Raw genomic sequence first — 12,427 nt, forward strand, 5'->3', positions numbered from 1 at the left:
GGTGTCATCTTCCGTATCAAACGTGCATCCGCTCGATGACACAGCGCTTCGGCCCCTAGGATTCCACCTATCACCTCACCGGTCTCATTCGACAGGAACCCCATGAGCGACACTTCCCCCTACGGCTTCGAGCTTGTGCGGCGTGGGTACGACCGCGCTCAGGTGGACGAACGTATCTCCAAGCTCGTCTCCGACCGTGACAGCGCTCTCGCCCGCATCACCGCTCTGGAAAAGCGCATCGAAGAGCTCCACCTCGAGACGCAGAACGCCCAGGCCCAGATCAACGACGCCGAGCCGTCGTACGCGGGCCTCGGCGCACGCGTGGAGAAGATCCTCCGTCTCGCCGAGGAGGAGGCCAAGGATCTGCGCGAGGAGGCCCGTCGCGCCGCGGAGCAGCACCGCGAGCTCGCCGAGTCGGCCGCCCAGCAGGTGCGCAACGACGCCGAGTCCTACGCCGCCGAGCGCAAGGCCAAGGCGGAGGACGAGGGCGTCCGGATCGTCGAGAAGGCCAAGGGCGAGGCCGCCCAGCTGCGCTCCGAGGCGCAGAAGGACGCCCAGTCCAAGCGCGAGGAGGCGGACGCCCTCTTCGAGGAGACCCGCGCCAAGGCCGCCCAGGCCGCCGCGGACTTCGAGACGAACCTGGCGAAGCGCCGCGAGCAGTCCGAGCGCGACCTGGCCTCGCGTCAGGCCAAGGCCGAGAAGCGCCTCGCGGAGATCGAGCACCGCGCGGAGCAGCTGCGCCTGGAGGCCGAGAAGCTGCGCACGGACGCCGAGCGCCGGGCCCGCCAGACGGTGGAGACCGCCCAGCGCCAGGCCGAGGACATCGTGGCCGACGCCAACGCCAAGGCCGACCGGATCCGTTCGGAATCCGAGCGCGAGCTGGCGGCGCTGACCAACCGCCGCGACTCCATCAACGCCCAGCTGACCAACGTCCGCGAGATGCTGGCGACCCTCACGGGTGCCGCGGTCGCCGCCACCGGCGCGCCCGCCACCGATGACGAGCCCGTCTCCCGCGGCGTCCCGGCCCAGCAGTCCCGGTAACACCACCGGAGCACCGGACCCGGGTGAAGCCCTCTGCCACTGCGGTGGCAGAGGGCTTCACCCCGTTCTAGCGTGGCCGCATGATCGAGCTGGAGGGTCTGACCAAGCGGTACGGCGAGAAGGTCGCGGTGGACCACCTGACCTTCACCGTCCGGCCGGGCATCGTCACGGGCTTCCTCGGCCCGAACGGCGCCGGCAAGTCGACCACCATGCGGATGATCCTGGGGCTCGACCACCCCACCGCGGGCGACGTGCGCATCGACGGCACGCACTACGAACGGCTCCAGGACCCGCTGACGTACATCGGCGCCCTGCTGGAGGCCAAGGGCGTGCACCCGGGGCGCAGCGCCTACAACCATCTGCTGTGGCTCGCGCAGAGCAACGGCATCCCCGAACGGCGGGTGCGGGAGGTGCTCGACGAGGTCGGCCTGACGGCGGTGGCGCGGAAGAAGGCCAAGGGGTTCTCGCTCGGCATGGGGCAGCGGCTGGGCATCGCCGCCGCGCTGCTGGGCGACCCGCGGATCCTGATGTTCGACGAACCGGTCAACGGCCTCGACCCCGAGGGCATCCACTGGATCCGCACGCTGATGAAGTCGCTGGCCCAGCAGGGCCGCACGGTGTTCGTCTCCTCCCATCTGATGAGCGAGATGGCCCTGACGGCGGACCACCTCGTCGTCATCGGGCAGGGCCGGCTGCTCGCCGACACCTCGATGGCCCAGTTCATCGAGCGGAACTCCCGCTCCTACGTCCGGGTGCGCAGCCCGCAGCGGGAGGCGCTGCTGGACGCGCTGCACCGGGCGGGCGTCACCGCCGTGGACGGCCCGGACGGGACGCTGGAGGTGGACGGGACGCCCGCCGGGACGATCGGCGAACTGGCCGCGGCCAACGGGGTGGTGCTGCACGAACTGAGCCCCCAGCAGGCGTCCCTGGAGGAGGCCTTCATGCAGCTGACGGCGGAGTCGGTCGAGTACCACGCGCACGCCGGCACGCCCCTGCCCCCGCAGCACCGGCAACAGCGACAGCAACAGTGGGGCGAGAGCTGGAGGAGAGGCTGAGCATGGCGACGGCACAGGTCGTACGGTCGGAGTGGACCAAGATCCGGACGGTGGCGTCGACCGTGTGGACGCTGTCCACCGCGGTGGTCGTCACCATCGCCCTCGGCATGCTGATCTCGGCGCTGTCGAAGAACGAGTTCGACAACCTCAGCCGACGGGAGCAGATCTCCTTCGACCCGACGTTCATCAGCTTCGCCGGGACCAGCCTGGGTCAGCTCGCGATGATCGTGTTCGGGGTGCTGGTGGTGTCGAACGAGTACAGCACCGGGATGATCCGGGCCTCGCTGGCGGCCGTGCCCAAGCGGGGCGTCTTCCTGTTCAGCAAGCTCGCCGTGGCCACGGCGCTGGCGTTCGTGGTCGGCATGGCGACCAGCTTCGCCACGTTCTTCCTGGGCCAGCTGATGCTCGGCGACCTCAAGGCGTCCATCGGCGACGACGGGGTGCTGCGCGCGGTGTTCGGCGGCGGGCTCTACATGACGCTGATCGCCCTGTTCTCGATGGGGGTGGCCGCGATGCTGCGCTCCCCCATGCTGTCGCTGGGCATCCTGATGCCGTTCTTCTTCCTGATCTCCAACATCCTCGGCAACGTCAGCGCCACCGAGAAGGTGGGGCAGTTCCTGCCCGACCAGGCGGGCAGCAGGATCATGCAGGTGGTCACCCCGGTGGACGACGACACCCCGTACGGGCCGTGGGGCGGCCTCGGCATCATGGCGCTGTGGGTGATCGCGGCGGTCGTCGGCGGCTACGTGCTGCTGAAGCGGCGTGACGCCCAGTGAACGACCGTCCGGGACCGGTTCCGGACGGGCCCTGAATCACCCTTGAACGGAACCGTCAGCGCCCCGATAAGCTCCTAACCCTTACGGGGGGCGTATGCCCCGCTGTCCTGAACCTTTCGATGGGTGCGGAGCATGATCGAGGCAGTCGGCCTGACCAAGCGGTACGGCGACAAGACCGCTGTGTACAACCTTTCCTTCCAGGTGCGTCCCGGCGCCGTCACCGGCTTCCTGGGCCCCAACGGCTCGGGCAAGTCGACGACGATGCGGATGATCCTCGGTCTGGACAACCCCACAGCGGGCCATGTCACGATCTGCGGCCACCCGTACGACAAGCTGCCCAACGCCCCCCGTCAGGTGGGCGCGCTGCTGGACGCCAAGGCGGTGCACGGCGGCCGGTCCGCCCGCAACCACCTGCTCAGCCTGGCCCAGCTGTCGGGCATCCCGGCCCGCCGGGTGGACGAGGTGCTGGGCGTGGTGGGTCTGCACGAGGTGGCGGGCCGGCGCTCCAAGGGCTTCTCCCTCGGCATGGGGCAGCGCCTGGGCATCGCCGCCGCGCTGCTGGGCGACCCGCAGGTGCTGCTGTTCGACGAGCCGGTCAACGGCCTCGACCCCGAGGGCATCCTCTGGGTGCGCAACCTGATGAAGTCGCTGGCCGCCGAGGGCCGTACGGTCTTCGTCTCCTCCCACCTGATGAGCGAGATGGCGCTGACCGCCGACCATCTCATCGTGATCGGGCGCGGCCAGCTCATGGCGGACATGAGCGTCAAGGACTTCATCTCCCACAACTCCGCCGACTTCGCGCGGGTGCGCACGCCCGACAGCGAGCCGCAGCAGCGCGAGAAGCTGTCGGCGGCGATCACCGAGGCCGGCGGCCACGTCCTGCCCGAGCAGGACGGCGCGCTGCGGGTGACGGGACTGCCGCTGCCCAGGATCAGCGACCTGGCCCACGACCACGACGTACGGCTGTGGGAGCTGTCGCCGCACCAGGCGTCCCTGGAGGAGGCGTACATGCGGATGACGCAGGGCGCCGTCGACTACCGCTCGACCACCGACCAGAAGGAAGGGCTCCAGCAGCCGCTGCCGCCGGGCGCGCAGCCGCCGATGCCGGTGCCGGGCCAGGGCCAGCCCGGCTGGTACGCCCCGCCGCCGCCCCAGCAGGGCGGACAGCCCTTCGCCCCGCCGCAGCCGCCCCAGGCCGCCCCCGCGGGCCCCTACGGCGCTCCTCCGGCCCCCGCGGCCGCCCCGGCGGCGAACCCTTACGCGCAGCCTCCGCAGGCGCCGCAGAGCGCCCCGCAGCCCGCCCCCTCCGCCGAGCCGACCAAGTCCGAGGACGCCCGATGAGCACGCCCCCGCCCCCGATGCCGCACAGCGCCGCACCCGAGTGGCCGGCCGCACCCGGTGCCGCGCCCTCCGCACCGGCGTACCCCACCTACACGTCGCCCATCCCGGTGGTGCGCACCCACCTCGGGCACGCGCTCGCCTCCGAGTGGACGAAGATCCGGTCGGTGCGCTCGACCATGTGGACGCTGGGCGTGCTCGTCGCGCTCGTGGTCGGCATCGGTCTGCTGACCGGCCTGGTGATCGCCGGCTCCGACCCCGACCTGGCCGGGGAGAGCCCGCTGTCGCTGGGCTTCTTCGGTCTGCTGCTGGGCTCGATGTGCCTCATCACGCTGGGCGTGCTGACCACCGCCTCCGAGTACGGCACGGGCATGATCCGCACGACGATGGTCGCCTGCCCCAGCCGCGGCCGGGTGCTGGCGGCGAAGGCCCTGGTGTTCTTCCTGGTCGCCTTCGTGGTGACCGTGGTGTGCGCGTCGGTCGTGGGCCTGCTGCACATGTCGCTGCTGGAGGAGTACAACGCGGCCGAGCCCTCCGTCGAGGAATGGCTGAAGGGCACGGTCGGCATCTCGCTCTACCTGGCGCTGCTCGGCACCCTGTCGCTGGCGGTCGGCTCGATCGTGCGGCACTCGGCGGGCGCCATCACCATCATGATCGCGCTGGTCCTCGCCCCGCTGGTCATCGCGATGTTCATGTTCTCACCCTCGCTGGCGGACGTGCAGCAGGCGCTGTTCGAGTACTCCATCCCGAACCAGATGAGCGTCTTCTACTCCACGTCCCTGTCGGAGTCGGGCCCGTCGGGCTGGGACCCGCTGTGGATCATGCTCGTCGTGACGGGGGCGGCGCTCGCCTTCGCGTTCACCCTGCTGCGGAAGCGGGACGTCTAGGAACGTCCAGGGGGCCCGGAGAACTCTGGGGCTCCGTCAGAACCTCGGCGCGTTACGGGACCGCTGCACCCGCGTGGTGCGGCGGTCCTTCGCGTTCCAGCAGGCCTTGTGCCAGTGCCGGCGCTCGTCGACGCCGGAGTGCTCGGGCCAGGCCACCACGTGCGGCACCCCGTCCGGGATCAACTGGTCGCAGCCCGGGCACCGGTAGGACTTGCCGCGGGCGCTGCTGCCCGCCACGTGCCGCACGCTCCAGTCCTCGCCCCGCCAGGACTCGGTGGACTGCCAGCCGCCGTACCTCCCGGAGCGGTCGTCCTCGGCGCTCCGGCCGGACGAACCGGCTCCCTTGGGTCGGTTGCGACGCGGGGACACAGGACACCTCACGGGGCTATACAGGATGCACGGACCGCGTCCAGCCTAGCCGCCGCGGGCCCGGGTACGCGTACGCCGCCAATCGTCACAAGTCACTCCCCGGCGTGCGGCGGCCCTGTATGAGCGGCCGATTCTGCAGACAATCCGCAAAATCGCTCACCCGGCCGTGTCCTCGGCACGTGTCGGGCGGTTATGCCCTGCGGGGGAGCTCCGCGTCGGAGCCAAGGAAGCAGGAAAAGCAATGCGCGTTGGAAGTTTCGTGTTGGCGGCCCGGTTCCCCGGGCAGGGCGAAGGGGAGGCGCTGCACCGCGCCGTCCGCTCCGCCGAGGTGGCCGAGGAGTCGGGGCTCGACACGGTCTGGCTGGCCGAGCACCACTTCGTGCCCTACGGCACCTGCCCGTCCGCCGTCACCCTGGCGGCCATGCTGCTCGGCCGCACCCGGCGGCTGCGCGTGGGCACGGCGGTCAGTGTGCTGCCCACCGCCCACCCGGTCGCGCTCGGCGAGCAGGCCGCGCTGCTGCACGTCGCCAGCGGCGGACGGTTCTCGCTGGGCCTCGGCCGCGGCGGCCCGTGGGTGGACCTGGAGGTCTTCGGGGCCGGATTGGAGGCGTACGAGAGGGGGTTCCCGGAGGCCCTGGACCTGCTGCTGCGCTGGCTGCGCGAGCCGTCCGTGGGCGCCGACGGCGAGCGGTACAGGTTCCGCGAGGTGCCGGTCGTCCCCCGCCCCACGGAGGCGCTCACCGAGGCCGCGGGCCCGGAGGTCGTGGTCGCCTGCACCTCCCCCGCGAGCGTACGGCTGGCCGCCGAGCGCGGGCTGCCGATGCTGCTGGGCATGCACGTCGGGGACGAGGAGAAGGCCGAGATGGTCGCCCTGTGGCGGCGTCACGCGCGCGCCGCCGGCCGGACGTCCGCCGAGATCGAGGACGCGGCCCATGTCTCCGCCGGGGTCTGCCAGATCGCGGACCGGCGCGCGGACGCGGCCGAGACACTGCTGAAGGCCATGCCGGGCTGGCTGAAACAAGGGCTGGACGCGCATGTGACGGTGGACGGCCGCGAGCGCCGGATGCGCGACCCGCTGGCCTACACCGAGCTGCTGTGCGGGCTGCACCCGGTGGGCACCCCGCGGCTGTGCGCCGACCGGCTCGCCGCGACCAGCGAGCGGACCGGCATCTCCCGCTTCGCGCTGCTCGTCGAGGGCTCCGGGGACCTGGCGGCGACCGAGGAGAACGTACGGCGGCTCGGCGCCGAGGTGCTCCCCCAACTCACCTGACATGCCTGGGCGTTCCAGGGATGCTTGCCGCCCCGCCACAGACTGCACCTCCCGCGTGACGGAGCGGCAAGCTATCGATGGAGCGTCAGCAGTCGCGCAGTTCCGGCGACTGGTTGAGCAGTTGGCTGCGCACCGAGGTGAAGCGGGCCAGCTTCTCGTCGACCGAGGAGTCAAGCGGGAACACGGCCACCCGGTGGCAGTTCTGGAAGGCCAGCCGAACACCGAAGTGCCGTTGCAGCGCGCCGCGTATCGCGTCACTCGCGAGCGCACGCAGCAGCTGACCGCGTGCCTGCTCGTCCGGCGGAGGCGTCTGGTTGTCGGCGAAGGCTCCGCCGTCCACCTTCAGCTGGGCCACCAGGGAGCTGATCATCTCCCACGCGTAGGGCAGGGAGGTCCGGACGCAGTCGACGAAGGCAGCTTCGTCGACCTCGCCTCGCTCGGCCTGTTCGAGTAGGGCCGGTGAGACGTCGAGCGACATGGGTTCTCCTCTCGCACCCCCAGTACTCGGGGGTTGCCTGACAGATAAGGGAGTGCGCGAAAACGGGCACGCTGCGTACACAGTCCGCGACCTCCCGTTCAATACCGTAAGCAACGGACGGTGACCGCACCAGGAGAACGGGCGGATGCGGAACTTCCTGTAGGCCGGAAATCGGCCATCGCGGAACACGCGTTTTCCAGGAGATACAGGACGCGCCTCACGCGCCCCGGGGGGCACCTGTGAGGGCGAATCGCGTCCACCCCGGCCGGTCGAGTAGCGTTGCCGACCATGCGTCTCGTCATTGCCCGCTGCTCCGTGGACTACGCCGGGCGGCTCACCGCGCACCTGCCGTCCGCACCTCGTCTGATCCTCGTCAAGGCGGACGGCAGCGTCTCGATCCATGCCGACGACCGGGCCTACAAGCCCCTCAACTGGATGTCGCCGCCGTGCACCCTGAAGGAGGGCACCGGCGAACAGGAGGGCGTCTGGACCGTCGTCAACAAGGCGGGCGAGAAGCTCATCATCACGATGGAGGAGATCCTCCACGACTCGTCGCACGAACTCGGCGTCGATCCCGGCCTGATCAAGGACGGCGTGGAAGCACACCTTCAGGAACTGCTCGCCGACCGCATCGAGACCCTCGGCGAGGGCTACACCCTGATCCGCCGCGAGTACATGACCGCGATCGGTCCGGTCGACATCCTGTGCCGGGACGCCGACGGGCAGACCGTCGCCGTGGAGATCAAGCGGCGCGGCGAGATCGACGGCGTGGAGCAGCTCACCCGCTACCTGGAACTCCTCAACCGCGATCCGCATCTCGCGCCGGTGCGCGGCATCTTCGCCGCCCAGGAGATCAAGCCGCAGGCCCGGGTGCTCGCCTCCGACCGCGGCATCGGCTGCCAGATCCTCGACTACGACGCCCTGCGCGGCATCGAGGACGACAAGCTGCGCCTGTTCTGAGCGGCGCGCCACGACGGCGCGCGCAGGGGGGGCCGGGTTCCGTGCGGAACCCGGCCCCCTGTCGTCTGCGGCGCGTCGGGCGGCTTAGATCAGCGTTTCCGACTCCTCGGGCGAGGCCTGATCCGTGCTCTGCGTGGCGGTCGTGGAGGTCTCGACGGGAGATGAGGAGGCGGGACCACTGGCGGAGTTGCTGGTGGACGGCTCCTCCGGCGACGTGGTGGGGCTCTCCGTCGGCTGCTCCGTGGGTTCCTCCGAGGGCTCTTCGGTCTCCGTCTCGGTCGGCGTGGGTGAGTTCGACGTAGGCGGCCTCGGCGACTTGGTCGGCTTCGTCGGCGTGCCGCCCGGCGACGACGGCCGCGTCGACTCGTCCGGCTCCTCCGTGCGCGTCTCGTCGTCCGAGGGTTCGTCGGACCCGGTGGCCGTCGGCGTCGGGTCGTCCGCGGTGCCGGGCGTGCCGTCGGGACCGGGGTCGGAGGGGCGGCTGGTGGCCTTGCCCGTGTCGCCCTTGTTGCCGGCGGCCGGGTCCGCGTCGAGGCTGCCGTCGTCCAGGCCCTGGCTGGCGGACGGGTTCACGCCCACGTTCTCCGAGGGCGACGCGGGGTCGTTGCCGGACGTGGCGCCGAGGGTGACGACGGTGCCCAGGACGGCGACGAGCAGCGCGCCCGCGCCCGCCGCGACCAGGTTCCGCTTGGCGAGTCCCTTGACGCCGCCCCCGACGCCGTCCTTGGTCTGCTGCGGGACCGTGGCGGCCGGCACGGCGCGGGAGACGACCAGACCGGTGTCCGCGGGGGGCTGGAGGTCGGGGAAGGCCATCGGCACCCCGCGTGGCGGGGACGCCGACTCCTCGACGTGCGCCTCGGGCACCTCCTCCGCCGCGGTCGGCGCGATCGAGAGCGGGACGCCGGAGCGGTCGGCGACGAGGGCCAGCGCCCTGCGTCCCGCGACCGTGCCGCGCTTGTCGGAGAGGGCGCCGCGCAGGCCGATGGACGCCTCCAGCTCTGCGCGCGCCCGGTCGAGCTGTCCGGCACACAGCGCGTGGATGCCCAGCTCGTGGTGGAAGTAGGCCTGTTCACCCACGTCCCCGGCGATGCGGGCGGCCTCCGCGCCGGCCCGCAGCGCCCGCTCCCAGGCGCTCCAGTGGAGCCCGGCGGCGAAGGCGGGCGCGGCGGTGCGGGCGAGCTGCACGGCGGTGCTGGGCTCGTCGGCCGTGCCGCCGGCGATCGGCGACAGGGCGGTGAGCGCGGCGAGGACCGCGTCGGACTCGGCGCAGACGCGCTCCGGGGTCACCGAGGGGTGTCCGGTCCACCAGGCGTAGTGCTGCGCGGCCTCGCGGATGCGGGCGTCGGCGTCGTCGGTGTACCCGGCGGCCTCCAGCTGGGCGGGGACGCCGGCGGCGAGCCGGTGGCGGGCGCCGACCGGGGAGACGAGGCCGCAGGAGACGAGTTCGCCGAGGGCGGCGTCGGCGTGGGTGTCGCCCACCAGGGCGGGCAGGTGCGCCTGGTGCGGCACCTCGCCGCCGAGCGCGACGGCGAACCGCAGGGTGGCGCGGGCGGAGGCGCTGAGCCGGGAGGCGAGCAGCGGGGCGGGCGCGGCGGCCTCGCCGAGGGAGGGCAGCGGGACCTCGTCGCCGTCGGCGGGGTCGTGGGGCGTCTCGTCGGGCCGTACGTCCTCGAAGACGCCGAACTCGTCGACGGCGCTGGTGCCGGCCCGCAGCCGGTCGCGCTGGCGCAGCAGGGCGCCCGCCTGGACGAAGCGCAGCGGCAGGCCCTCGGACTCGAACCACAGGTCGCCCGCCCAGGTGGCCTCCTCGTCGGTGAGGGTGCGGCCGACGGCGTGCCCGAGCAGGTCGAGGCCTGCCGCGCGATCGAGGCCCGGCAGTTCGACGTCCTCGACGCCGGAGTCGGCGGAGGGGTCGGCCACGTCCGGAGTGGCGGAGAAGAGGAAGGCGCACTCGGGGGTGGCGTCCAGCAGCTCGTCGAGCGGGACCCCGCCGAACTCCAGGTCGTCCACGACGACGACGGCGCCGATCTCCCGGACGCTCTCAAGGAGTTCGTCCCGGTCGGGTCGGTGCAGGGGCGCGTCGAAGACGGCGTGGAAGAGGTCGTGGAGGAGGTCGTCGGCGGTGCGGCGGTGGCCGTTGAGGCGGACCACCCCGTCGGGCGCGAGGTCGGCACAGTCCTCGGCGACGACGTCGAGCAGCCGGGTGCGGCCGGAACCGCCGGGGCCGACGAGACGCACGGAGCGGCCGCGGGCGAGCAGCCGTACCAGGGTCTCCCGTTCGTCCTGACGGGCCAGCAGGGGCAGCGACGGCTGCGCGGGGCCCGGGGGGACGGGCGGGGCCGCGGCGCGCTCCACCTCGGCCCGCTCGGGCTCGGTGAGCCTGCCGGGGCGCGCGGGCCGCTCGGCGGGCGGGCAGGGCTCGATCTCGCTGCCGTCGACGGGGTTGACGGTCAGCAGGAAGTCCCCGGAGACGAGCTGCACCGTGCGGGCGGGCGCGGGCGCGTGCTGTCCGAAGTCGGAGGTGAGGGATTCCCTGGGAGGGCGCTGGCGCGGCGCATCGCCGCCGTGGCCGTACTCCTCGGGTCCCGTGCGGTTCGGGTCCATAGGTCCTAGCCCCCAAAAGCGTCGTGGCTGAAGCCCTCCCCGGCCTCGCTGCACACCGCGCTGTCGCTTCTGGTCCGGGCCCGCTCGAGGGTTGCAAGGCAGCGGGCAGCCGAACCCTAAACCTTCGGTCAGTATCCACGACAGCCCGGGGTACCAGGGCGTCCGACTGGTCACGGTCTCGTGAGGATTGTGCGCGCGGCGCGGGGTTCGCGGGCGTGGGCCCGGCTTCTCCGGCTCGTCCGTCGTGCACCCGTACGCCCCTACACGCGGGGCAGCGTGTCCACCCCGATGCCCCCCTCGATCGCCAGGATGCGGTGCAGCCGGGTGGCCACCAACAGGCGCTGCATCTGCGGCGGCACGTCGCGCAGCACCAGGCGCCGGCCGCAGCGGCCGGCCCGTCGGTGGGCCCCCATGATCACCCCGAGTCCGGTGGCGTCCCAGGAGTCCAGTTCGGACAGGTCCAGCACGAGGTCGCCGACTCCGTCGTCGACGGCCGAGTGCAGGACCGTACGGGCGTCCGCCGCGCTGCGGACGTCGAGGCGGCCCCCGACGACCAGCTCGGCGTGGTCGCCCCTGATGTGCATATGCGCTCCCCGTGATGCGTGGTGTGCTCCGCGGTGTCCTGACGGCCGGTGTTGCAACCTCTGACTGCGTGACGGCCGCGGAGGTTGCTGCCTGTGAGCGAACCGATACCGAATTCACCCCGGCGTGTGATGCACGCCGGGGTGTGCGCGGTCTCAGTGCTCGTAGAAGCCCTGCCCGCTCTTGCGTCCGATGTCACCGGCGTCAACCATCCGGCGCATCAGCTCGGGTGCCGCGAACTTCTCGTCCTGCGACTCCGTGTAGATGTTGCTCGTGGCGTGCAGCAGGATGTCCACGCCGGTGAGGTCGGCCGTGGCCAGCGGGCCCATGGCGTGGCCGAAGCCCAGCTTGCAGGCGAGGTCGATGTCCTCGGCGCTGGCCACGCCCGACTCGTACAGCTTGGCGGCCTCGACGACGAGGGCGCAGATGAGGCGGGTGGTGACGAAGCCGGCGACGTCGCGGTTGACGACGATGCAGGTCTTGCCGACGGACTCGGCGAACTCCCGCGCCCTGGCGAGGGTTTCGTCGCTGGTCTTGTAGCCGCGGACCAGCTCGCAGAGCTGCATCATCGGCACCGGCGAGAAGAAGTGCGTGCCGACGACCCGCTCCGGGCGCTCCGTCACGGCCGCGATCTTGGTGATCGGGATGGCCGAGGTGTTGGAGGCGAGGACGGCGTCCTCGCGTACGAGCTTGTCGAGCGTGCGGAAGATCTCGTGCTTGACCTCGAGCTTCTCGAAGACGGCCTCGACGACGACGTCCGCGTCGGCGCAGGCGTCGAGATCGGTGGTCGTGGTGATCCGGCCGAGGGCGGCCTCGGCGTCCTTGGCCTCGAGCTTCCCCTTGGCGACGAACTTGTCGTACGACGCCTTGATCCCGTCCGTGCCCCGCGTCAGCGCCTCGTCGGTGACGTCGCGCAGGACGACGTCCCAGCCCGCCTGAGCGGAGACCTGGGCGATGCCGGACCCCATGAGTCCGGCCCCGATGACGGCGAGCTTGCGTGCCACTGTGCGACTCCCCTTATACGCGCTGTCCATGTTCTCCGAGAGCGGACATTAGCGTTCGCGGGG

General features: G+C 71.8%; 12 protein-coding genes. 7 read left to right on the forward strand and 5 right to left on the reverse strand.

What is annotated here, in order from left to right:
* Positions 1-102 precede the first annotated feature (102 nt).
* The 5 genes from ACQY0Z_RS00305 (at position 103) to ACQY0Z_RS00325 (ending at position 5,097) form a co-directional block, all read left to right on the forward strand.
* Positions 103-1,041, forward strand: coding sequence for a cellulose-binding protein (locus tag ACQY0Z_RS00305; RefSeq protein ID WP_189904656.1), 939 nt, complete (start codon positions 103-105; stop codon positions 1,039-1,041).
* Positions 1,042-1,121: 80 nt separating this feature from the next.
* Positions 1,122-2,096: an ABC transporter ATP-binding protein gene (locus ACQY0Z_RS00310; RefSeq protein ID WP_254586941.1), complete on the forward strand. Its 975-nt coding sequence runs from the start codon at positions 1,122-1,124 to the stop codon at positions 2,094-2,096.
* A gap of 2 nt (positions 2,097-2,098) precedes the next feature.
* Entirely contained in the window at positions 2,099-2,872 is a 774-nt protein-coding gene (locus ACQY0Z_RS00315) for an ABC transporter permease (RefSeq protein ID WP_254586942.1), read from the forward strand.
* Between the two features lie 132 nt (positions 2,873-3,004).
* Positions 3,005-4,213, forward strand: a complete 1,209-nt coding sequence (locus ACQY0Z_RS00320; RefSeq protein WP_347224361.1) for an ABC transporter ATP-binding protein — start codon at positions 3,005-3,007, stop codon at positions 4,211-4,213.
* A complete protein-coding gene (locus ACQY0Z_RS00325) occupies positions 4,210-5,097 on the forward strand; it encodes an ABC transporter permease subunit (RefSeq protein ID WP_189904661.1) in 888 nt (295 codons plus the stop codon). Before ACQY0Z_RS00320 ends, ACQY0Z_RS00325 begins: the two co-directional genes overlap by 4 nt.
* Before the next feature lie 36 nt (positions 5,098-5,133).
* Here ACQY0Z_RS00325 and ACQY0Z_RS00330 read toward each other — a convergent pair whose 3' ends face one another.
* The gene (locus tag ACQY0Z_RS00330; protein WP_189904663.1) at positions 5,134-5,466 is read right to left on the reverse strand and encodes an ATP/GTP-binding protein; all 333 of its coding nucleotides are present in this window, start codon (positions 5,464-5,466) and stop codon (positions 5,134-5,136) included.
* A 241-nt stretch (positions 5,467-5,707) separates the two neighbouring features.
* Between ACQY0Z_RS00330 and ACQY0Z_RS00335 the strand changes: the two genes are divergently transcribed.
* Positions 5,708-6,736, forward strand: coding sequence for an LLM class flavin-dependent oxidoreductase (locus ACQY0Z_RS00335; RefSeq protein ID WP_189904665.1), 1,029 nt, complete (start codon positions 5,708-5,710; stop codon positions 6,734-6,736).
* A gap of 85 nt (positions 6,737-6,821) precedes the next feature.
* Here ACQY0Z_RS00335 and ACQY0Z_RS00340 read toward each other — a convergent pair whose 3' ends face one another.
* On the reverse strand, positions 6,822-7,214 hold the full coding sequence (locus tag ACQY0Z_RS00340; protein WP_254588577.1) for an SCO5389 family protein: 393 nt from the start codon (positions 7,212-7,214) through the stop codon (positions 6,822-6,824).
* Positions 7,215-7,502: 288 nt separating this feature from the next.
* Here ACQY0Z_RS00340 and nucS point away from each other — a divergent pair, with 288 nt between their 5' ends.
* Entirely contained in the window at positions 7,503-8,174 is a 672-nt protein-coding gene (nucS, locus tag ACQY0Z_RS00345; protein ID WP_019524071.1) for an endonuclease NucS, read from the forward strand.
* An 84-nt stretch (positions 8,175-8,258) separates the two neighbouring features.
* Here nucS and ACQY0Z_RS00350 read toward each other — a convergent pair whose 3' ends face one another.
* From ACQY0Z_RS00350 to ACQY0Z_RS00360, 3 genes are all read right to left on the reverse strand, one after another.
* Entirely contained in the window at positions 8,259-10,778 is a 2,520-nt protein-coding gene (locus tag ACQY0Z_RS00350) for an ATP-binding protein (RefSeq protein ID WP_347224362.1), read from the reverse strand.
* A 260-nt stretch (positions 10,779-11,038) separates the two neighbouring features.
* Entirely contained in the window at positions 11,039-11,362 is a 324-nt protein-coding gene (locus ACQY0Z_RS00355) for an STAS domain-containing protein (RefSeq protein ID WP_019524073.1), read from the reverse strand.
* Positions 11,363-11,515: 153 nt separating this feature from the next.
* Positions 11,516-12,364: a 3-hydroxyacyl-CoA dehydrogenase family protein gene (locus ACQY0Z_RS00360; protein WP_093768152.1), complete on the reverse strand. Its 849-nt coding sequence runs from the start codon at positions 12,362-12,364 to the stop codon at positions 11,516-11,518.
* Positions 12,365-12,427 lie beyond the last annotated feature (63 nt).

It is taken from the genome of Streptomyces sp. P9-2, assembly GCF_051903975.1.
GTDB classification, from domain to species: Bacteria; Actinomycetota; Actinomycetes; order Streptomycetales; family Streptomycetaceae; genus Streptomyces; species Streptomyces cellulosae.